Here is a 21,451-nt window from a genome sequence, read left to right as displayed (position 1 = left end):
TCACAAACCCCAAATGGGCCGTGGCCAGCGCTTTTGTTGCGCGCGGACGCCGTCGTGCCGGGACCTGGACGTTTGCCTAGATCTCCGCACTGAGCCGCTGGCTGATCACCGTGGAGACGCCGTCGCCGCGCATTGTGACGCCATAGAGGGCGTCGGCGACTTCCATGGTGCGTTTCTGGTGCGTGATGACGATCAGCTGGCTGGATTCGCGGAGTTCTTCGAAGATGGTGATGAGCCGGCCCAGGTTGGTGTCATCGAGCGCGGCCTCGACCTCGTCCATGACGTAGAAGGGCGAGGGCCGTGCCTTGAAGATGGCCACCAGCAGCGCCACGGCCGTCAGGGAGCGTTCGCCGCCGGAAAGCAGCGAGAGCCGCTTGATTTTCTTGCCGGCCGGGCGGGCTTCGACCTCGATGCCGGTGGTGAGCATGTCGTTGGGGTCGGTCAGGACCAGCCGGCCCTCGCCGCCGGGGAACAGCCGGGCGAAGACGCGGACAAACTGCCGGGAGGTGTCCTCGAACGCCTCGGCGAAGACCTTCTGGACGCGGTCGTCGACTTCCTTGATGATGTCCAGCAGGTCTTTGCGGCTGGCCTTCAGGTCTTCGAGCTGGGTGCTGAGGAACTGGTGGCGCTCCTCAAGCGCGGCGAACTCCTCGAGCGCCAGCGGGTTGACCTTCCCCAGGGCCGCGAGGTCGCGTTCGGCGCGTTTGAGCCGCTTTTCCTGTTCCGCACGGACGAAGGGCTTGCCTTCGGAAATCTCGCGTCCGTCCTCGTCCACCGGGGCGCGCAGKGCGGCCCATTTGTCCGCCGAGTCGCCGGCAGGGACCGGGACGGGCAGGTCCGGTCCGTAGTCGGCCACGAGCTGCCCGGCAGTCAGCCCGAGCTCCTCCACGCTCTTCAGTTCCAGCGCCTCGATCCGCAGCCGCTGCTGCGTGCGGGCGAGCTCGTCGCGGTGCACGGAGTCGGTGAGTTCGGCCAGTTCGCGGGCCAGTGCATCGTTGCCGCTGCGGACCCCGGCCAGTCCAAGGTCCATGGCGTCCCTGCGTTCCTCGGCGCTGTCCCGCTCGCGGCGGGCCAGTTCCACGGACACATCGATGAATCCGATGACCTGCTGCACGGCGACGGCGACGGCGGCGGCGCGCCGGGCCTGGAGACGGCGGCGGCGGGCCCGTTCCGCGGCTTCCTCGCGGGCACGGCGTTCAGTGGCGGCGGCCCGTTCCAGCGACGCCGCCCGGTTGCGGGTGGCCGTGAGCTGTTCCTCGGCGCTGCGCAGGGCGAGCCTGGCCTCCATCTCGGCCGTGCGGGCCAGCGAGGCGGCCAGGGCCAGGGCATCCCGGTGCTCCGGGGAAGGTTCCTGCTCCGCGGGGGCCTCTGAGGCCGCGGCGAGCCGGGCCGCCACCGCTTCCAGCGCACCTTGTTCGCTGACAATCTGGGCCTCAGCCCTGGCCAGGGACGCGGCCAGCCGCTCACTTTCGGCGACCGCGCTGCGCAGCACCGCGTTCAGGTGGCCCAGGCGTTCGGCGACGGCCGCGAGTTTCGCGTCGGAATCGTGGAGTTTCGCGAGGGCCGCGTCGGCACGGTCCTGGGCTTCGGCGCGCCGGGTCCGGGCGGTGGAGAGTGCGAAGCGGTTGCGTTCGAGCGCGGCGGTGACGGCGGCCAGCTTCGACGCGGCGTCGTCGACGGCGGCCTGGACTTCCAGCAGCGACGGCGCCGACGCGGACCCGCCGGTCACGGTCAGCGCCGTGAAGACGTCCCCGGTCCGGGTCACGGCGGTCAGCTCGGGACGCGCGGCGATCAGCTGCGCTGCGGCATCCAGGTCCTCGACGACGGCGACGCCGGCCAGCAGGGCGGGCAGCGGCAGGCCGGCGGCGTCCGGTGCCGCAGCCGACACAAGATCCACCAGATCCACAGCCCAGCGCGCGCCCGCGGGAAGCGTGCTGCCGCCGGTTAATGCATCGGCCGTCAGCGAATCGGCCACCGGCGGCGGGGACCCGGCCGGGGGGCCGGCCAGCAGCAGCGCGGCACGGCCGGCGTCGTCCGCGCGCAGCAGCCGCACGGCAGCGGCGGCCGTCTGCTGGTCCCGGACCACCACGGCGTCGGACGCGCTGCCGAGTGCGGCGGCGACGGCGGCCTCGAATCCTGGATCCACGGTGATCATGGATGCCAGCGATCCCAGGACCCCGTCGGCCAGGTCCCCGGCTGCCGCGCCGAGCACATGCCCGGAGCCGTCTTTGCGGTTCAGGCCCAGCTGGAGGGCATCGCGGCGGGCCATAAGGGCGCCACGTTCCCGCTCGCCTTCGCGCTCGGCCGCCTTCAGGGCGTCAATTTCGGCGATGATGGTTTCGAGGGCCTCGCTCGCGGCCTCGTAATCGGCGTCGAGCGATTCCTCGCCGTCCTCGACCCCTGCGACCTGCGCTTCCAGGGCCGTGAACTCGCTGTGCGCCTGCCGGCGGCGCTCCTCGCCCGCCTTTTGCGATTCGCGGAGGCGGCCGAGCTCGGACTGGGCAGACTCGACGCGGGACCGTGCCGCGCCGACCTGCCCGGCGAGCTTGGCCAGGCCTTCACGCCGGTCCGCGGCGGCGCGGAGCAGGGCCGCGAGCCGCTTGTCCTCGGCGGCGGCGGCCTGTTCGGCGTCGTGTTTGGCGGCTGTCGCGGCGTCCAGGGCCTCGGTGCGGTCCAGGATCTGCCGTTCCAGCCCGGCCTGCTCGTCGCGGACGCGGGCGGCCTGCTGCTCCAGCTGGTCCGGGTCCCGGCCGGTGTCCGGAACCACGTCCGCGGCGCCGAGCAGGCGGCGGCGTTCCTCTGCGAGCGAACCGAGGGAACGGAGCCGTTCGCGCCCGGTGGAAAGCGAATACCAGTTCTCCCGCGCGGCGTTCAGCGCGGGCGTGGCCTCGGCTGCGAGCCCTTCGAGGACGGCCTGGCGCTGCCGCCCGGCCTCGAGGTCGCGTTCGACGACGGCGCGGCGTGCCTTGAGCGCCGATTCATCCGCCACGTCCTGCGCCAGCGCGGACTGCAGCGCAACGAGGTCGTCGGCCAGGAGCCGTGAGCGGGCGTCACGGACCTCGAACTGGACGCTCTGGGCGCGCCGGGCCACCTCGGCCTGTTTGCCCAGCGGGGTCAGCTGCCGCCGGATTTCGCCGGTGAGGTCGCTGAGCCGGGACAAATTGGCCTGCATGGCTTCGAGTTTGCGGACCGTCTTTTCCTTGCGGCGGCGGTGTTTGAGGATGCCGGCGGCCTCCTCAATGAAGCCGCGCCGGTCCTCGGGGGTGGCGTGCAGGACCTTGTCCAGCTGGCCCTGGCCGACAATCACGTGCATCTCGCGGCCCAGGCCCGAGTCGGAGAGCAGCTCCTGGATATCGAGCAGCCGGCATCCCGCGCCGTTGATGGCGTATTCCGAGCCGCCGGTCCGGAACAGCGTGCGCGAGATCGTGACCTCGCTGTATTCGATCGGGAGGGCGCCGTCGCTGTTGTCGATGGTCAGCGAGACGTGCGCCCTCCCCAGGGGCGGCCGGCCCGAGGTGCCGGCGAAGATCACGTCTTCCATCTTGCCGCCGCGGAGGGTCTTGGCTCCCTGTTCGCCCATGACCCACGCCAGCGCGTCCACCACGTTGGATTTGCCCGAGCCGTTGGGGCCCACCACGGCGGTGACGCCCGGTTCGAATTCAAAGGTCGTCGCCGAGGCGAACGACTTGAATCCCCGGACGGTCAAACTTTTCAGGTGCAAGGCGCTTCGGTTCTCCTGGTCGGCGGACTGGTCCGCTGTCCGACGAAAGCATGATTCGGACGGACACGGGGGTTCCGGGGCGGCCCCGGATACTTACAATCTACTGCGCATCTGCGGCCATTCCGCGCAGAACCAGCGCGAAGCCGCCGCAGATGGCTGAGGCCGCATATGCGGGAATTGACCTGCACGGGGCATAGTTAAGCTCTCGGGCTTGTGAGCGGCCACCGCCGGAGCGCAGGACGGACATGAAGAGGGGCTTGAATTGGTAGGCAATGCAACATTCCGGCACAGCAACACCGCTCTACTTTCGGTAAGCAGCGTCGAAGCTCCGACGATCATCAGTTCCATGGATTTCGACCGCAGGCTGGCTTCGACCCTGCGGCGGCTGAGGGTCCCCCCGAAGCTGCTCGAACGGGTCGCGGGCATCACACACCGGCGCTGGTGGGCCCCCGGGACATCGTTCGACGACGCCGCCATCGAGGCGGGTGCAAAGGCCCTGGCAGAGTCCGGCATCGAAGCGTCCGAGATTGGCCTGCTGATCAACACCTCCGTGACGCGGCGCAACCTCGAACCGYCCGTCGCGGTGAAGATCCACCACGGACTGCGCCTGCCTTCGTCGGCCATGAACTTTGATCTGGCCAACGCCTGCCTTGGATTCGTCAACGGCATGACCCTGGCGGCCAACATGATCGACTCCGGCCAGATCAAGTACGCGATGATCGTCAACGGTGAAGACGCCCAGCCAACGCAGGAGGCCACCCTGGCCCGGCTGCAGCGGCCCGAGACGACCCGCGAGGACTTCAACCGCGAGTTCGCCACACTGACGCTCGGCTCCGGAGCCGCTGCGGCCGTCCTGGGCCCGGCGGATGAGCACCCCGGGGCGCACCGGGTCCTCGGCGGCGTGATGCGTGCCGGAACCGAGCACCATGAACTGTGCGTGGGCAGCATTGACGGCATGGCCACCGACACCAAAGGCCTGCTCGACGGCGGCCTGCAGCTCGTGGTCGATGCCTGGCACGAGGCCCAGCCGGAGTGGGACTGGGCCTCGATGGACCGGTACGTCACGCACCAGGTGAGCAATGCCTATACCCAGGCCATCATCAACGCCATTGACCTGGACCCGGACAAGGTGCCGATCACGTTCCCGCACTGGGGCAATGTGGGCCCGGCCTCCCTCCCCATGACCCTCGCGGCCGAAGCGCAGACTCTCGCCGCCGGGGACCGCGTGCTGTGCATGGGCGTCGGTTCCGGCCTGAACACCGCCATGGTGGAAATCGTTTGGTAGCCGCCGACTGGCCCGGCGTCGACCCCGAATGGTCGCGCGAAATCGATGTGGCGTCCACCTCCGCCGCGGATGAGCCCGGCACCGTGCGCCGCTGGCACCTGCTGGACAACGGTGCCCGGCTCACGCGCCGCGGCCTGACACCTGCCGGCACCCTGCTGTGCGTGCACGGCAACCCGACGTGGTCCTACCTGTGGCGGACCCTGCTGGCCGCCGGATCCGACCCCGCACACCCGTGGCGCGTGGTGGCCGTGGACCAGCTGGACATGGGCTACTCCGAGCGCACCGGCACGTTCCGGCGCCTGGAGGACCGGATCAACGACCTGGGCGACCTCACCGCGGCGCTCGGCCTGGACGGGCCGGTCGTCACCGTCGGCCACGACTGGGGCGGCGTGATCAGCCTGGGCTGGGCCGTGGCCCATCCGCAGCAGCTCGCCGGCGTGGTGCTGACCAACACGGCCGTGCACCAGCCCTCCGGCACCCGTATACCGCCGGCGCTGCGGCTTGCCTTGCACCCTGCCGTGCACCGCTGGGGAACGACGGGCACGGACAGCTTCCTGCGCGTGACGCATGCCCTGGCCCGCCCGCCGCTCACCGCGGATGTCCGTGGCGCCTTCATGGCCCCCTACCGCGGCGCCGGCCGCCGCGCCGGCGTGGGGAACTTTGTCGCGGACATTCCCGCCGACGCGTCCCATCCCAGCTTCCCGACGCTCAGCCGCGTCGCGGAAGGGGTGCGCGGGCTGGGGGTTCCGGCCCTGATGCTCTGGGGCCCGCGCGATCCGATCTTTTCCGACCGGTACCTCAAGGACCTCATCGGCCGGCTGCCGGACGCGAAAGTTCACCGCTTCGAGGGTGCCGGCCACCTGGTCGCGGAAGACCGGGACATCGCCGCGCCCGTCTTCGAGTGGCTGGCCGGGTGCGGCCCGGACAGCGGACCGGCCGACGGCCCGGCCGACGACTCGATGCTGGAATTCGGGACCGGGCCCCTGGAGCCCGGCGCCGGGGTCACGCCCCTCTGGGCGCCCCTCGCCGAGCTGGCGGCGGGACCGGCGGCCGGGGATACCGCCGTCGCGGAAATGGCCACGGACGGCAGCGTCGCCCGCTCGCTCAGCTGGCAGGAGCTCGAACAGAACATCGCCGCCCTCGCGGCGGGCCTGCAGGACGCCGGTGTAGGGAACGGCACCCGGGTGAGCCTGATGGTTCCCCCGGGCGTGGACCTGACCGTGGTCCTCTACGCCTGCCTGCGGCTCGGCGCGGTGGTCATCGTGGCCGACGCCGGCCTGGGCACCCGCGGCCTGAGCCGTGCGGTGAAGGGCGCCACCCCGGACTTCTTCATCGGAATCRACAAGGCCCTGGCGGCCGCCTCGGTACTTGGCTGGCCGGGGCGGCGCATCAGTGTGCGGGACCTGCCGGCCCGCCGCCGCCGGCTCCTCGCCGTCGAGACCTCCCTCGCTRCCCTTGCCCGCCGCGGAGCCGGCCTCAGCCCCGGACTCCCCCGCCCGGGCACGGCCCCGGTTCCGGACCCGGACGCCCCCGCCGCGGTGCTGTTCACCTCCGGTTCCACCGGGCCCGCCAAGGGCGTGGTCTACACGCACCGGCGGCTGGCAGCGATGCGCGATGCCGTGGCCGCGACGCTGGAGATCCGCCCGGGCGCACGCCTGGTGGCGGGCTTCGCGCCGTTCGCCCTGCTGGGACCGGCGCTCGGAGCCGTTTCAGTGACGCCCGCCATGGACGTCACCGCCCCCCGCACCTTGACGGCCAGCGCGCTGGCGCACGCCGCAGCAGCCATCGACGCCACGGTGGTCTTCGCCTCGCCCGCGGCGCTGCGCAACGTCCTGGCCACCCGGGCCGGCCTGAGCCGGGCCGGACACGAGGCGCTGGGGCGCGTGGAGCTGCTGCTCTCCGCCGGCGCGCCGGTCCCTGAAACCCTCCTCGCAGAGGTGCAGCGGCTGCTGCCGCGCGCCTCGCTGCACACCCCGTACGGGATGACCGAGGCGCTGCCCGTCACGGACATCAGCCTCGAACAGATCCGTGCCGCCGCGGCCGACGCCGCCGCCGCCGCCGCCGGAACCATGGCAGGCGCCGGCAACGGCGTGTGCGTGGGCCGGCCGGTGGAGGGCGCCCGCGTGGCCATCATCCCGCTGGCCGCGGACGGCACCGCACCCGGGAACGAGCCCGTCAGCGAGGCCGGAGTGAGCGGGGAGATCCTCGTCAGCGCCCCGCACGTGAAAGAAGCCTACGACCGGCTCTGGCTGACCCAGCGCGAGAGCGTCCGCACGGCCGGATGGCACCGCACCGGCGACGTGGGGCACCTCGACGCCGCCGGCCGGCTCTGGGTGGAAGGACGCCTCGTGCACGTCGTGACGGCCCCGGGCGCCGTGGTGACGCCGGTGGGCGCCGAGCAGGCCATCGAACGCCTGGACGACGTCGGGATGGCAGCCGTCGTCGGGGTCGGTCCGTCCGGGACCCAGGCTGTCGTCGCCGTCGTCGAAACCGTTCCGCCGGTCCGCCGGGCCGGTCCCGCCGCGCCGCAGCTGGCGGGCCGCGTGCGGGACGCCGCCCGCGCGGCAGGGGTCAGCGTCTCGGCCGTGCTCGCTGTCCCCTCCCAGCCGACCGACATCCGCCACAACGCCAAGATCGACCGGAGCCGCCTGGCCCTGTGGGCTTCGGCGGTGCTGGCCGGCGGCCGTCCGGGCACGCCATGAGGGTCCTCGTCACCGGCGCGAGCGGACTGCTCGGGCGGGAGGTGGCACGGCTGCTGGTGCGGCAGGGCCACGCCGTCAGCACGTTCCAGCGCCGCCCCTCCGGCGTCGACGGCGCCACGGACCTCCAAGGGTCCGTTGCGGACGAGGCCGCCGTGCGCCGAGCCGTCTCCGGCGCCGAAGGCGTCATCCACCTGGCCGCGAAGGTGTCCTTCACCGGCCGTGCCGCGGAGTTCGACGAGGTCAATGTCGAAGGCACGCGCCGCCTGCTCTGGGCCGCCCGCGAGGCCGGTGTGCGGGAGTTGGTATTTGTCTCCTCCCCGTCCGTGGCCAATTCCGGGGCCGCCATCGCCGGGCTGGGCGCCGAGGCGGCGGACCCGGCCCGCGCGCACGGTGACTACTCCCGCACGAAGGCCGAGGCCGAACTGCTGGCGCTGGCCGCGGACTCGCCGGGTTTCCGGGTCACGGCGGTGCGCCCGCACATCGTCTGGGGCCCGGGTGACACCCAGCTGGTGGAACGGGTGCTGGAACGTGCCAGCCGCGGCCGCCTGCCGCTGCTCGACGCCGGTGCGGCCCTGATCGACACGACCTACGTGGACAACGCCGCTTCGGCCATCGTCGCCGCGCTTGACCGGATGGAGCACATCCACGGCCGGGCGCTCGTGGTCAGCAACGGCGAACCCCGCCCGGTTGGTGAGCTGCTGGCGGGCATTTGCGCCGCGGGCGGCGTCCCTGCGCCGTCGTGGACGGTGCCGGGCAGTCTCGCGCGGGCTGCGGGATCGGTGGTGGAGAAGGTGTGGTCCCGGTCCGGCCGGGCCGGGGAGCCGCCGATGACCAGATTCCTCGCTGAGCAGCTCTCCACGGCCCACTGGTTCGACCAGCGCGAGACCCGTGAACTCCTCAACTGGGCCCCCGCCGTTTCGCTTGACGAGGGCCTGGCGAGGCTGGCCGGGCACTACGCCCGTACGCCCCCTACCAGCGCCCGTTCCGCGGCCGGGGCTGGCAGACGGGGCAGGTGTACGAGGACCGGTTCATGAACTGTTCCCGCAGGAGCCGGCTGACCCGGCCGGCGGCGGCGCAGCGCTTGCACTCGAGCCCCTCCCGGCCGTAGGCGTTCAGGGAACGGTCGAAGTACCCGGAGGCTCCGTTGACGTTGACGTAGAGCGAATCGAAGCTCGTGCCGCCGGCGGCCAGGGCATCCGTCATGACCGCACGGGCGGCGTCGAGGACCCGCAGCGCATCGGGTCGGCGCAGGGTGTCGGTGGGCCGGGCGTAGTGCAGCCGCGCCGTCCAGAGGGCCTCGTCCGCGTAGATGTTGCCGATCCCCGAGACCAGGCCCTGGTCCAGCAGCGCCCGCTTGAGCCCGGTTTTGCGGGCCCGCAGGCGCCGGTAGAAGGTCTCGAAGGAGAACCAGGGATCCAGCGGGTCGCGGGCAATGTGCGCGGCTTCCTCGGCGATGAGCGGCAGCGGCGTTTCGGCGAGGCCGCCGGGGCCGCCGTCGTCGGTGGGGATCAGCGTGGTCAGGAACAGGCCGCCGAAGATGCGCTGGTCCACGAACCGGAGCTGTTCGGGCATGCCGTCGGCTGGGCTGAGCCGCAGCCTGACCTTCAGGTGTTTTTCGTCCGGAACGCCGGGGTCCTGCATAAGCAGCTGGCCGGACATGCCCAGATGGGCCATGAGCGCGACGGCGGGGGCCGGTTCGCCGGCCGGGGCACCGTTTCCGGGCGGGGCGGGCGTGTCCGCCAGTGGCATCCACAGGAATTTGCCGCGGCGGACCACGTCCAGGACCCGCGCGCCTTCAAGGTTGCCGGCAAAGTCGTCCGGTCCCAGGGCGTGCCGGCGCAGGGAGCGCGGGTCCAGCACCTCGACGGAGGTGATGGTCCGGCCGCGCACCCAGCTCACCAGGCCGCGCCGGACCACCTCGACCTCGGGCAGTTCAGGCAATGCCGCTGCCTAGCTGCCGGTCTGGGACTGCAGTTGCTGCGGATCCGGCGCGGACGGGGCGGTCAGCCGGCGCCAGGCGTCGGCGGCGGCTTCCTGTTCGGCCTCTTTCTTGGAGTTGCCGGTGCCGGTGCCGTAGTCCGTGCCGCCGATCCGCAGCACGGCCTCGAACGTCCGGGCGTGGTCCGGCCCGGAGCCGTCGACCGCGTAGTTGATGGTCCCAAGCTGCCGGCTGGCGGCGAGCTCCTGGATGGAAGTCTTCCAGTCGGTGCCCGCGCCGAGGGCGGCGGCGTCCTTCAACAGCGGGCCGACCAGCCGCATGACCAGCTGCCGGGCCGTCTCGATGTCGTTGGAGAGGTAGGTGGCGCCGATCAGCGCCTCCATGGTGTCCGCCAGGATGGAGGCCTTGTTCTTGCCTTCGGTGAGCTTTTCGCCCTGTCCAAGGTAGATGTACTCCCCCAGCCCGATGCTGCGGCCGATGCCGGCCAGCGCCCGGGTGCTGACGACGGCGGAGCGGCGCTTGGCCAGGTCGCCTTCGGGCAGCGTGGGGTTGTCACGGTACAGCGCGTCCGTTACGGAGAACCCCAGGATGGAGTCGCCCAGGAACTCGAGCCGTTCGTTGGTGGGGATGCCGCCGTTTTCGTAGGCGTAGGAACGGTGTGTGAGCGCAAGACGAAGCGTCCCGGCGTCAATAGTGACACCGAGACGCTTCAGAAGCTCTTCAGTTGAAGACATCTTTTTCAGCCTGTTGGCGGATTAGACGTCTGCGACCTTGCGGCCCTTGTACTCAAGGAACAGCGCAGTGCCAGCCGAGTCGGTAACGACCTTTGCCTGGTGCGGCAGGCTGTACGTGACCTGGCCGTTCTCGACAGTCTTCACCAGGTGGGGGGCAGTTGCCTTCCACTGGGAGCGGCGGGCGCGGGTATTCGAGCGAGACATTTTCCGCTTCGGGACAGCCACGGCTAACTCATTTCTCTCTAGAAAAACACTTACAAATCAGTTTTGCCGGTCAGGCTTAGCCAAGTCAGCCAGGGCGGCCCAGCGAGGATCTACGACCTCGTGGTGATGCCCCGGCTCGTCTTCCAGGCGCACTCCACATTCGGAGCAAAGGCCCTGGCAGTCTTCCCGGCACACCGGCTGGAACGGCAGTATGGTGACAACTGCGTCCCGCAACACCGGCTCAAGATCGATCAGATCGTGCTCGACTCGACGTTGCTCTTCTTCGTCTTCTTCGTCGGAGAACACAGCATCCTCGTAGAAGAAAAGTTCTTGCACATCAACCTCTTGGTCATACGCAAGGGGATCCAGGCATCGGCCGCATTCGCCAGTAACTTCAACGTGCGCGGTTCCTGATACCAGAATTCCTTCGTGTACGGCCTCAAGCCGCAGGTCCAGCTCGACATCCGAGCCTTCCTGCACGCCAATGAGCGCCACGCCAAGATCACTTGGCGCGGGTACATGTTCCGTCAGCGTCCGCATGCTTCCCGGACTGCGTCCGAGGTCCTTGACGTCGAACGCCAAGGGCGAACTAGCATCTCGTTTAATGAGAACTCCTGTTGAACATATGACCGACGTACTATCTTAGCCTGAACTTCCGGACGGACTCAAACCGGGGGCACGCCGGCGGTTCACACCACAAGCGGCCTCGGATTCGGGCCCCGCAACCGGCAGCAGGCCGCCGAGTACCGGTCAAGCTTACACTTTGCGCGCCCGGTTCGGGACCGGCTCGCCCGGGGCCAGCCGTTTCAGCACGGAGCGGGGAACAAAGTCCGAGACGTCCCCGCCGAGGGCGAAGACCTCTTTGATGAGGGTGGAGGACAGGTGCAGGTAGTGGCTTTCCGCCGGCAGGAACACCGTCTCGACACCGGTCAGCTGCCGGTTCATCGTGGCCATCGGCAGCTCGTAGTCGAAGTCCGAGGACGAACGCAGGCCCTTGACGATCGCCGATACACCGCGCTGCCGGCAGTACTCGGCCAGGAGACCCTCCCCCACGGGTTCAACCACAATCCCGCGCAAGGACGCGAACGTTTCCCTGGCCATGTCGATCCGCTCCTCCAGGCTGAAGCGGTACTTCTTGGAATAGTTCGTGGACACGGCCACGATCACCTCGTCGAAGAGGCCCGCGGCACGCGCAATGACTTCCAGGTGTCCATTGTGGATGGGGTCAAAAGAGCCAGGGCAAACAGCGCGTCTCATGCTCCGAACCTACCGTATCCGCGCCRCAGCCCGGGATAACATGGCTGAATGTCAGCATCGAACAATCGCGCGACTTCTCCTTTCACTGTGCGGCCTGTCACTGTGCGGCCTGTCGCTGCGCCGCCTTTCACCGTGGACGGCGGCGTGGTCCTGGTCACCGGTGCCGCCAGCGGCATGGGCCGGCTCTACGCCCTCCGCGCCGCCCGGGAAGGCGCCGGGGTGGTGATCCTCTGGGACGTCGACGCCGATGCCCTGGCCGGCACCGCCGCTGAAGTTGCCGCCCTGGGCGCCCGCGCCGTCCCCCGCACGGTGGACCTGGCGGATCGCGCCGAGATTGCCGGCGCCGCCCGGGAGGCCAGGGCCGAGGGGCCGCTGGCGCTGCTGGTGAACAACGCCGGGATTGTCCGCGGCGCGTACTTCTGGGACCACGCCCCGGACCGTGACATCGCCCTGACCATGGACATCAACGCCCTCGCCCCCATGTACGCCACCCTGGAGTTCCTGCCGGACATGATGGCCGCCGCCGGCCGCCCGCGCCGGATCCTCAACGTTGCCTCCGCCGCCGGCACGGTCTCGAATCCGCGGATGAGCGTGTACGCGGCTTCGAAATGGGCCGTCATCGGCTGGAGCGACTCGCTCCGGCTCGAGCTTGAGCAGCAGGGCTACGGCCACCTGAAAGTCACCACCTTCTGCCCCAGCTACATTTCCACCGGCATGTTCGAGGGAGCCCGCGGTCCCCTGCTGACCCCGCTCATGACGCCCGAGGACGCTGTGGACAGGGCATGGCGTGCTACGGCCGCCGGGCGGCCGCTGCTGATCGCCCCCGCCATGGCCACGCTGGGGAAAGTACTCAAGGGCATACTGCCGGTGCGGGCGTGGGACTTCGTGGGCGGAAAGGTCTTTGGGATCTACACCACCATGGACAGCTTCACCGGCCGGGACGAGAAGGCGGGCACCCGGTGAGCCCCCTCATGCCGTTGCCGTGGCAGCGCGCCGCAACCGGCGCCAACCTGCTCTCCCCCGATGGCTCGCTGGGCGTGACGATCTTCGAGGAGATGACCACCCTGGCCCTGAGCACGGGCGCCATCAACCTTGGCCAGGGCTTCCCGGACGAGGACGGCCCCGTGGAGATCAAGGAGGCCGCCCAGGCCGCGATCGCCGCCGGAGCCAACCAGTATGCGCCCGGCAAGGGCATCCTGCCGCTGCGGGAGGCGATCTCGGTGCACCAGCAGCGGTTCTACGGGCTGGACCCGGATCCGCAGACCGAAATCATCGTCACGACCGGCGCCACGGAGGCCATCGCCGCCGCCCTGCTCGCGCTGGTAGGTCCGGGAGATGAAGTGCTCACCTTCGAGCCGTTCTACGACTCCTACGGCGCCATCATCGGGCTCTCCGGCGCCACGCACGTCACCGCCCCGCTCCTGGCCCCGGATTTCATGCCGGACCTGGCCGCACTCGAGGCCGCATTCAGCAACCGCACCAAGGTGGTGCTGATCAACAATCCGCACAACCCGACCGGAGCGGTGTTCCCCCGCGAGGTGCTCGAGCGCGTCGTCGAACTGGCCGCGAAATACGACGCCGTCATCGTCACCGACGAAGTGTACGAGCACCTGACGTTCGGTGTGCGGCACATCCCGATCGCGACGCTGCCCGGGGCGGCGGAGCGCACGCTGACCATTTCCTCGGCCGGCAAGACGTTCTCCTTCACCGGCTGGAAGATCGGCTGGCTCTCCGGGCCGGAGGAGCTCGTGGCCGCCGCCCGGACGGTCAAGCAGTTCCTGAGCTACAGTTCCGGCACGCCCTTCCAGGCCGCGATCGCGGTGGGCCTGGGGCTTCCGGACGAGTTTTACGCGGGCATCGCCGACACCCTCCGGTACAAGCGCGACATCCTCAGCGAGGGACTGCGCGCGGCCGGCCTCGACGTGCTGACCCCGCAGGGGACCTACTTCGTCAACGTGGACACCTCACCGCTGGGGATCACCGATTCCGTGGAGCTGGCCCGCAGGCTGCCGGCCCTCGTGGGCGTCGCCGCGATCCCGGTGCCCGTCTTCTGCCACGCCGACGGCGCCGAACGCACCCGCAGCCTGCTCCGCTTCGCGTTCTGCAAGCAGCTGCACGTTCTGGAGGAGGCCGCCGAGCGGCTGGCGACCTTGCGCGACAGGCTGTGAACATGGYCGGGCAGCAACCCGGGGCCTCGCGGTTCCTGCGGACCACCGGGCAGCACGCCGTAATCGAACCGGATCCCTTTACCGACGGCGGCTTCGTGCTGAGCATCGGCGGCGCCGAGCAGTCCCACGTCAACCTGGCCGACCCCGCGGACATCTTCTACGAATACCTGCGCAGGATCGGGCACGTGGTGGACCTCGCCGCCCCGTGGGGCGAGCCGATCACGGCGCTGCACCTGGGCGCCGGGGCCCTGACGCTGGCCCGCTACATCCAGGCCACCCGGCCCGGCTCGGTTCAGTACGCCGTGGAGCTGGAGCGGGAACTGCTGGACTTCGTGCTCGCGCAGCTGCCCCTGCCGGAGGGAACCGAGCTGCACACGGTGATCGGCGATGCCCGCGACGCTCTCGCCGGGCTTCCGGCGGACCTGCGCTTCGACGTCGTGATCCTGGACATCTTCTCCGGGCCGGAGGCGCCGGAACACATCGCGTGTACCGGGTTCTACCAGGAGGCGGCGGCCCGGCTGACGCCGCGCGGCGTGTTGATCGTCAACGTGGGCGACGAACCCGGACTGACCCTGGTCCGGAGCCAGATCGCGGCCATGCGCCGGGCCATGGCCGACGTCTCGGCCTTCGCTGAGGCCGGAATGTTCACTGGCCGGTTCCCCGGGAACATCATCCTGACCGGGACTCAGGGGCCGTGGCCGGAGGTCTGGACGGCGGCGCTCACGGCGCGCGGTCCGCATCCGGCCCGGCTGCTCGCCGGCGTCGATTTGGACGCGCTGGCCGGCTAGTCCCCGGCTTCCAGGCCCGCTGCGTCCACAGCGTCCACGGCTTCCACAGCGTCCGCGGCTTCCACGCCGGGCTCGGTGAACCACAGCCGGGTTTCGCCGTACTTCTTCTCGGCAAACCGTTCCATGCCCTGGGGCCATGCCGGTTCGGGGCTCCGGGACGAGCGTTCCACCACCACGACCGCTCCCTCGCCCAGGTGCGGCACCAGCTTGGCCAGCACGGCAGCGAGGGCCGGCTCGTCCAGGGGGTAGGGCGGGTCCAGGAACACCAGGTCCCAGATCGCGGCGCCGGCGGCCCGGTCGAGGAACGATTCGACCTTGGAGCGGTGCACGGAGACCACCTTGCGGCCCGTGACGGTGTTGACAAGATCGGCGTTCCGCTGGCAGACGGCGCTTGCCTTGGCGTCGAATTCGACCAGGTCCACGGAGTCCGCGCCGCGGCTGCCGCTCTCCACCCCCAGCGAGCCGGATCCCGCGTACAGATCGAGCACGCGGGCGCCGGCGATGACGTTGAAGGCGTCCAGCCGGGAGAACAGGGCCTCCTTGACACGGTCGGTGGTGGGCCGTGTCAGGTTCCCGGGCACGCTGTTCAGCGTGCTGCCGCCGGCCGCCCCGGCAATGATCCGGCTCATGCGCGGACCCCTGCGGACGTGTTTGCCTGGCTCGTGGTCCTAGCCGCGTTCAAGGAACGCCTCCTTCTCGGGGTTCAGGTATTCATCGATCGCGGCCGCAAGCCGGGGCTGGCCCGCCAGCGCGGGATCGGCGGCCACGATCCGCTGGGCGTCCTGCCGGGCCCGGGCGATCACGTCCTCGTGTTCGAGGACGCGCAGCAGCTTCAGCGTGGAGCGCCCGCCGGACTGCGAGGCGCCCAGGATGTCGCCTTCCCTGCGGAGCTTGAGGTCCTCCTGGGACAGTTCGAAGCCGTCGGTGGTGGCGGCTACGGCATCCAGGCGGCGCCGGCTCGGATGGCCCGGCTCCAGGCTGGTGACCAGCAGGCAGGTTCCGGGCAGTCCGCCGCGGCCCACCCTGCCGCGCAGCTGGTGGAGCTGGGAGATGCCAAAACGGTCAGCGTCCAGGATCACCATAAGCGTGGCGTTGTGGACGTCCACGCCGACTTCGATCACGGTGGTGGAGACCAGCAGTTTGGTCTGGTTGGCCGTGAAGGAGGCCATGGTTTCGGACTTCAGGACGGGGTCCTGCCGGCCGTGCAGGGGCGCCACAGCCACCCCGGCGAGTGCCGGTTCGTCCTGGAGATGTTCCACGACGCCGGTGACCGAGGCGAGTTCCCGGGAACCGTTCTCGCCTTCGAGGTCCGCGGCGGACGGTTCGGCCTCGCCCGGGGTGAAGTCGCCGTCGTCGTCCGTGCCGATCTTGGGGCAAACGACGTAGACCTGGTGGCCGGCGTCGATCTCCTCCCGCGAACGGGACCAGATCCGGGTGGCCCACCCCGGGTGTTCCGCGAGCCCCACCACGTGGGTGGAGATGGGCGCGCGGCCGGCGGGGAGCTCGTCCAGAACGGAGGTTTCGAGGTCGCCGAACACGGTCATGGCCACGGTCCGGGGAATCGGGGTGGCGGTCATGACCAGCAGGTGCGGCGGTTTGCTGGCCTTGGCCCGGAGGGCGTCGCRCTGTTCGACGCCGAAGCGGTGCTGTTCGTCCACCACGATCAGGCCAAGGTCGTAGAAGGAGACGTTGTCGCTGAGCAGGGCGTGGGTGCCGATCACGATTCCGGCCGTTCCGGAGGCGGCGTCGAGCATGGCCTGCTTCCGCGCCGCGGTGGGCATGGAGCCGGTGAGCAGGGTGACCTGGACGGCGTCCGGGCCGAACCCGCCGAGCATCCCGTCCCGGGAGAGCGGTCCGAGCGTGCGCCGGATGGATTCATAGTGCTGGGCGGCGAGGACTTCGGTGGGCGCCAGCAGGGCAGCCTGTCCCCCGGCGTCCACCACCTGCAGCATGGCGCGCAGTGCCACGATCGTCTTGCCGGAGCCAACCTCGCCCTGCAGCAGCCGGTTCATGGGCGAGTCCTGGGCGAGCTCGTCGGAGAGCGTCTTGCCGACGGCGGCCTGGCCGGCGGTCAGCGTAAACGGGAGCTGGCGGTCGAAGGCGGGCAGCAGCCCGTCCGGTGCCGGGCGGCGGGCGGTCGCTTCCTCGGCGGCGAGTTGGGCGCGGCGGCGGGCCAGGGCCGACTGGAGCACCAGGGCTTCCTGGTAGCGGAACCGGTCGCGGGCGCGCTGGTAGTCCGCCGGGGTTTGCGGGGCGTGGATCAGCCGGTAGGCGTCCGCGACCGGCAGAAACTTCTCCCGCGCCGCGATCTCGGCGGGCAGCGGGTCGCCGAGGGTTTCCAGTTCCACGGTGTCCAGCAGCGTCGAGATGACCTTCTGGATGGACCAGCTGGTCAGTTTCGCCGTGGCCGGGTACACCGGGATCGGCATGGCGGCGAGCTTCTCGGGGTCGATGCCCGGCGTTTCGGGGTCCTCGTCCAGCAGCAGGAAATCCGGGTTGGTCAGGCCGAGGGATCCGGCGTAGCGCGTGACTTTGCCGGAAAACATGGCGCGCCGGCCCGGCTGCAGCTCGGCCTTGGCCCGGAACCCGTTGAAGAAGCTGACCTTGAGCGTGCCCGGCAGTGCGCCGGCGGCCCGCGTGGAAACGGCACCGCCGGCGTCGTCGGAGATCACGACGTCGGTGAGGGAACCGCGCCGGGCGCGCATGGGCCGGGTGCTGTTGGAGACCACCCGGGCGATCAGGGTCACTTCCTCGTCCAGCGGGACCTCGCTGATGGGTGTGAGCTCGCCGCGGCTGAGGTAGCGGCGGGGGAAATAGTTCAGGAGCCCGCCGACAGTGGTGATGCCAAGGTGTTTTTCGATGACAGCCGCGGAGCGCTTGCCGATGCGGCGCTCCAGGCCCAGTTCAAGTTCAGCGTGCATGTCCGTCGGGGTTTCGGGTTTCGGCGGCACGCGCAGTGGCAACTGTAGGGGCTGCGGTGGCGGCAACTGTGGCGGCCGGTGCCTCCGGGTCGCGCGGGACTGCGAGCTCGCTCACGGAAATGTCCGTGGGCTCGCCCAGGGAACGGATCAGCGCGACGGCGAGGTCCGCATCCAGGACGTGGACGTGGACGCGCCAGCGGTAGAGCCCGGCGGCGTCGGCGCCGCCGCCGACCTGGCTCATGATCACCGAGTCGCCCATTTCGTCGAGCCGTTGGCGCATCATGGCGGCGTCCAGCGGGGACAGGGAAATGGTGCACATGACTTCGACACCTTCGTCGCGCGGCATGCCGACGTGGATATGCGGATCCTGGACGTCGTAGCCGTGCAGTCCGTCCAGCAGTTCGCTCTGGAGCTCCTCGCCCAGCACGGCCGAGCGGAGGCAGTCCAGGATGAGCAGCATGCCCACGCCGCCGGCGTCCACCACGTGGGCGGCCTGCAGGGCAGCGAGCTGCTCCTCCGTGCGGACCACGGCGGCCAGGGCCGCCTCGACGGCGGCGTCCAGGGCCAGGCCCAGGGTCTGGTTGCTGTCATCGCCGTCGTGTGCGGAGTCCACGGCGGCCGCGGCCCGGGCGGCAGCCTCCATGACGGAGAGCATGGTGCCGGGCACGGGATCACTCAGCGCGGACCAGGCCCGGATCTGGGCCCGGTTCAGGGCCGCAGCCAGCAGGGGTGAGCTGATCCGGGTGTGCCCGGCCAGGGGTTCAGCGGCAGCGCAGAGGAAGACGGCGAACAGGGTTCCCGAGTTGCCGCGGGCCTGCTCCATGGCAACCTGGCCGGCCTGCGCCAGGACGGCGCCAACGTCATGCAGGGTCGGGTCCGGCGCCGCGTGCGCCGCCCCGTCCGGGTGTCCCGGCACGGCGGCGTCCGCGGCGTGGGCCGCGGCGCGGACAGTCAGGTAGAGGTTGGTGCCGGTGTCGCCGTCGGCTACCGGAAAGATGTTGATGGCGTTCAGGCGGTCGCTGTGGTTGCCGAGCGTGGTTTCCGCCTTGCCCAACCACCGCTTCATCGCTTGCGCGTTGGCGGCAATCTTAGTCTGCAAAGTGATCCCATCCCACAGCGTCAGCGGGCCTGCCCGCGATCGTTACTCCCGTGCTTTCGGTTGGTGCAGGGGCCTCTACCGAGCCTATCGCAGTGAACCCGGGAGGGAGCGGAACCCCTGCCGGGAAAGTGGCGAGCAGCCCATGGTCTTCACCGCCGCCGAGGACCCAGGCCATCGGGTCTGCCCCCAACAGCTCCGACGCCGGCAGCAGCGGGGCGGCCAGCTCCTTCAGGGCGGCGGCGTCCAGGTTCAGCACCGCGCGGCTGGCGGCCGCCATGCGGTTTCCGTCCCGGACCAGGCCGTCCGAGATGTCCATCATGGCGGACGCCCCCGCCTCACGGGCCAGCGGTCCGGCGGCGAGCGGCGGCTGCGGCCTGCACTGGGTGTCCAGGAGGGAACGCTGCCCGGCGGTCAGGGCGCCCACCGGGACGTTCGACTCCAGCAGCGCCAGCCCGGCGGCGGCCCGGCCCACTGTTCCCGCCAGGGCCACGGTGTCCCCCGGCCGGGCCCCGGAGCGCAGGACGGGTTCCTTGCCGTCAAGGGTCCCCAGGATCGCCACGCTGACCGCCAGTTCGCGGCCGCGGCCGAGGTCGCCGCCCGCCACCGCGCAGGCCGGAGCCCCCAGACCCCTGATGCCGGCCACGAGGCCGTCCGCGAAATCCTCCACCCAGGAGACGAGGGTCTCCGGCGGCATGGTCAGGCTGACCACAACGGACGTGGCCCGGGCGCCCATGGCGTTGATGTCGCTGAGGTTTTGCGCCGCGGCCTTCCAGCCGACGTCGTACCCGGTGGTCCGGTAGCCGTTGTTCCATTCGAGCCGGAAATCCTGGTCCGCCACCTGGGTGTCGATGCTCAGCACGGTCCGCCCGTCCGGCGCGGCGACAATCGCGGCGTCGTCCCCCGGCCCCAGCAGCAAGTACGACGCCGCCGCCGGTCCGCCATTGGGCTGCGGGATCGTGAGCCGCGGAAAGATGCGACCCAGCAGCTGGGACTCCGAGAGGCCGGCAACGGTCAGTGCGGCGTCCGCGGGCACAGCGGTTTCGGGGACGGCGGTTTCGGGCACAGGTTCGGGCACAGTTTCAGGCACAGCCCTACGCTACCGCGAGGGGCCGACACCGGCCCCTCGCAGGCTAGATGGCGACGTCTTTCAGGGCGGGCGCCAATTCCAGCGTCGCCAGGTCAAAGGCATTGCGGCTGGCCCGGACCGATTCTGGAAGACGCATGAAGGTCTGGAAAAGGTTCCGGGAGTTGTAGGCCACCATCGATGGAAGCGCCACGTCGGCCTCGGCCATGGCGATGCTTCCCCAGGTACCCATTCGGTGTTCCCAGTAAAAGATGTCGTTGGGGTCGTAGCCGTGGAGCGACTCTTCGTTGAACGATGTCTTTTCCATCATCTGGCTGAAGAAAGCCCGGGTGACGGCCGATCCGGCATTCACGTCGTAGGCATCCGCCAATTGGAAGACACTAATCTTGCGGATCTTCTTGGAGAAGTTCTGGTAGAAACCTCGCATGACCTCGCCGCCGAAACCCCGGATGAATACTGCCTCTTCCGCGTCTTTTCCGACCTCGACGAGATTTCCCAGCCACGGGGAGCCCGATCCGCGATAGTAGGACGTCGCCCTGCGGTATGCGTGCGAGAAGTCGTTGTCGGACGCGTTCAGAGTCATCTTGTTCGGGACGGCCCATATCTGGGCATCCAATCCGTAGACCCCCGCCAATGCAGTGGCCGCCCTTGCATCGCTGGAGGCCGTCTTGTCTCCCTTTTCACTTCGTACGTAGGTGAAGATGAGGGGATCATGGTCCTTCGTCGCCGCGAACACCCCGCGGCTGTCAGTTCCGGCAGTCAGCCCCACTACAGGCCGTATTCCATGCTTTTCGACGTAGCGGGCGAGACCGCGCAAGTGAACGACAAGGCTGCTTGTGGCTTCGGCCTCGGTCAGTTCGGGTCCGATTTCCTCCCGCGGCCAGAAACGTTCGACGCGCTGTTCCTCCAGGGCCAGTTTGGTGTTCGGCGTCAGTTGCAGAACGTCGTTGTACGGCGTGGCCAGGCCGGGCAAGTACTTCACATCACGCTGGATGAAGTTTTTGGATGTGATGTACGGGATAAAGAAGTCGGCGAACCTCGAACCGATATAGTCTGCCACCAGTTCAGCGTGGGAGGCAGCAACGAACTCTCCCCGGGTGGAATAGAACACCGATCGGGAGCCCATGGCATCCTGAAAGATTTCCGTTCGCCCCTTCGTGTGCACCACAAGGGCGAACCTGCCGGCCAAGCGGTCAAGAATCGAATAGAAGCTGTCTTCGTCGGCAGCCGCATTCAGAAGCGATCCGAGGATGGCGCCCTCATCGTAGACATCCTCCTCCGGATCGAACGCGGTGCCGATCAGGGCAAGCTGGCGGGCGCCGGTGGCCGCGATCCGGAGGCGGGTTTCCGGGTGCAGAGTGACGACGATGTCACCAACGGCCCGGGATTTCCAATCGCGGATGGTCGGCATGTTCGGCGTTGACCCCGAAACAAGGAAGCCGTTCCTGTGCAGCAATCGACCCAAAGACTGCGTGTCGTTATCGAAAAACATCGTATTTTGTCCCCATTTTTGCAGCACGGACTGATGGTCCCAGGAAAACATCAGCGC

Annotated in this window: 17 protein-coding genes; 6 read left to right on the top strand and 11 right to left on the bottom strand. The window is 69.7% G+C overall.

Going from position 1 to position 21,451, the window contains the following annotated elements; genetic code table 11:
* Nucleotides 1-76: 76 nt before the first annotated feature.
* Nucleotides 77-3,721 carry a chromosome segregation protein SMC gene (gene smc / locus AC1DHX_RS13365; protein ID WP_476860309.1) on the bottom strand — a complete coding sequence of 1,215 codons (3,645 nt, stop codon included), beginning with the start codon at nt 3,719-3,721 and terminating at the stop codon, nt 77-79.
* Nucleotides 3,722-3,983: 262 nt separating this feature from the next.
* Here smc and AC1DHX_RS13360 point away from each other — a divergent pair, with 262 nt between their 5' ends.
* Genes AC1DHX_RS13360 through AC1DHX_RS13350 form a run of 3 tightly spaced genes read left to right on the top strand, consistent with a single transcriptional unit; the run spans nt 3,984 to nt 8,742 of the window.
* Nucleotides 3,984-5,006, top strand: coding sequence for a 3-oxoacyl-ACP synthase III (locus tag AC1DHX_RS13360; protein ID WP_476900115.1), 1,023 nt, complete (start codon nt 3,984-3,986; stop codon nt 5,004-5,006).
* Complete coding sequence (locus AC1DHX_RS13355; RefSeq protein ID WP_476900114.1) at nt 5,000-7,708, top strand: alpha/beta fold hydrolase; 2,709 nt, start codon at nt 5,000-5,002, stop codon at nt 7,706-7,708. The genes AC1DHX_RS13360 and AC1DHX_RS13355 overlap by 7 nt, the downstream gene beginning before the upstream one ends.
* Nucleotides 7,705-8,742 (top strand): NAD-dependent epimerase/dehydratase family protein, encoded by a 1,038-nt coding sequence (locus tag AC1DHX_RS13350; protein WP_476860312.1) that lies wholly within the window; start codon nt 7,705-7,707, stop codon nt 8,740-8,742. The genes AC1DHX_RS13355 and AC1DHX_RS13350 overlap by 4 nt, the downstream gene beginning before the upstream one ends.
* Here AC1DHX_RS13350 and mutM read toward each other — a convergent pair.
* From mutM to coaD, 5 genes are all read right to left on the bottom strand, one after another.
* On the bottom strand, nt 8,678-9,649 hold the full coding sequence (gene mutM / locus AC1DHX_RS13345) for a bifunctional DNA-formamidopyrimidine glycosylase/DNA-(apurinic or apyrimidinic site) lyase (protein ID WP_476860313.1): 972 nt from the start codon (nt 9,647-9,649) through the stop codon (nt 8,678-8,680). The genes AC1DHX_RS13350 and mutM overlap by 65 nt on opposite strands.
* A 9-nt stretch (nt 9,650-9,658) precedes the next feature.
* Nucleotides 9,659-10,381, bottom strand: a complete 723-nt coding sequence (gene rnc, locus AC1DHX_RS13340) for a ribonuclease III (protein ID WP_079553422.1) — start codon at nt 10,379-10,381, stop codon at nt 9,659-9,661.
* A 21-nt stretch (nt 10,382-10,402) separates the two neighbouring features.
* Nucleotides 10,403-10,606: a 50S ribosomal protein L32 gene (gene rpmF / locus AC1DHX_RS13335; RefSeq protein ID WP_009356569.1), complete on the bottom strand. Its 204-nt coding sequence runs from the start codon at nt 10,604-10,606 to the stop codon at nt 10,403-10,405.
* Between the two features lie 36 nt (nt 10,607-10,642).
* Nucleotides 10,643-11,167: a YceD family protein gene (locus tag AC1DHX_RS13330; protein WP_079553424.1), complete on the bottom strand. Its 525-nt coding sequence runs from the start codon at nt 11,165-11,167 to the stop codon at nt 10,643-10,645.
* Between the two features lie 174 nt (nt 11,168-11,341).
* Complete coding sequence (gene coaD, locus AC1DHX_RS13325; protein WP_223916485.1) at nt 11,342-11,842, bottom strand: pantetheine-phosphate adenylyltransferase; 501 nt, start codon at nt 11,840-11,842, stop codon at nt 11,342-11,344.
* 87 nt (nt 11,843-11,929) lie between these two features.
* Between coaD and AC1DHX_RS13320 the strand changes: the two genes are divergently transcribed.
* From AC1DHX_RS13320 to AC1DHX_RS13310, 3 genes are read left to right on the top strand one after another with little or no spacing between them, the layout of a single operon-like run.
* Complete coding sequence (locus AC1DHX_RS13320; protein ID WP_476860314.1) at nt 11,930-12,805, top strand: SDR family NAD(P)-dependent oxidoreductase; 876 nt, start codon at nt 11,930-11,932, stop codon at nt 12,803-12,805.
* 8 nt (nt 12,806-12,813) lie between these two features.
* Nucleotides 12,814-14,010, top strand: coding sequence for an aminotransferase class I/II-fold pyridoxal phosphate-dependent enzyme (locus AC1DHX_RS13315; RefSeq protein WP_476860333.1), 1,197 nt, complete (start codon nt 12,814-12,816; stop codon nt 14,008-14,010).
* A gap of 2 nt (nt 14,011-14,012) precedes the next feature.
* The gene (locus AC1DHX_RS13310) at nt 14,013-14,798 is read left to right on the top strand and encodes a spermidine synthase (RefSeq protein WP_476900113.1); all 786 of its coding nucleotides are present in this window, start codon (nt 14,013-14,015) and stop codon (nt 14,796-14,798) included.
* On the opposite strand, the gene rsmD is transcribed toward AC1DHX_RS13310, so the two are convergent.
* From rsmD to AC1DHX_RS13285, 5 genes are all read right to left on the bottom strand, one after another.
* Nucleotides 14,795-15,427 (bottom strand): 16S rRNA (guanine(966)-N(2))-methyltransferase RsmD, encoded by a 633-nt coding sequence (gene rsmD / locus AC1DHX_RS13305; RefSeq protein WP_476860315.1) that lies wholly within the window; start codon nt 15,425-15,427, stop codon nt 14,795-14,797. The genes AC1DHX_RS13310 and rsmD overlap by 4 nt on opposite strands.
* 39 nt (nt 15,428-15,466) lie before the next feature.
* Nucleotides 15,467-17,719, bottom strand: coding sequence for an ATP-dependent DNA helicase RecG (locus AC1DHX_RS13300; protein ID WP_476900112.1), 2,253 nt, complete (start codon nt 17,717-17,719; stop codon nt 15,467-15,469).
* Entirely contained in the window at nt 17,709-18,785 is a 1,077-nt protein-coding gene (locus AC1DHX_RS13295; RefSeq protein ID WP_476849017.1) for a DAK2 domain-containing protein, read from the bottom strand. The genes AC1DHX_RS13300 and AC1DHX_RS13295 overlap by 11 nt, the downstream gene beginning before the upstream one ends.
* Before the next feature lie 22 nt (nt 18,786-18,807).
* On the bottom strand, nt 18,808-19,833 hold the full coding sequence (gene thiL, locus AC1DHX_RS13290; RefSeq protein ID WP_476860334.1) for a thiamine-phosphate kinase: 1,026 nt from the start codon (nt 19,831-19,833) through the stop codon (nt 18,808-18,810).
* A gap of 115 nt (nt 19,834-19,948) precedes the next feature.
* On the bottom strand, nt 19,949-21,451 hold a 1,503-nt coding region (locus tag AC1DHX_RS13285), incomplete at its 5' end, for a hypothetical protein (protein WP_476900111.1).

The organism is Arthrobacter sp. 05N33_2 (assembly GCF_056397425.1).
The sequence above is the reverse complement of the archived record's forward strand: the minus strand, read 5'-3'. Positions and strand labels throughout refer to the sequence as shown.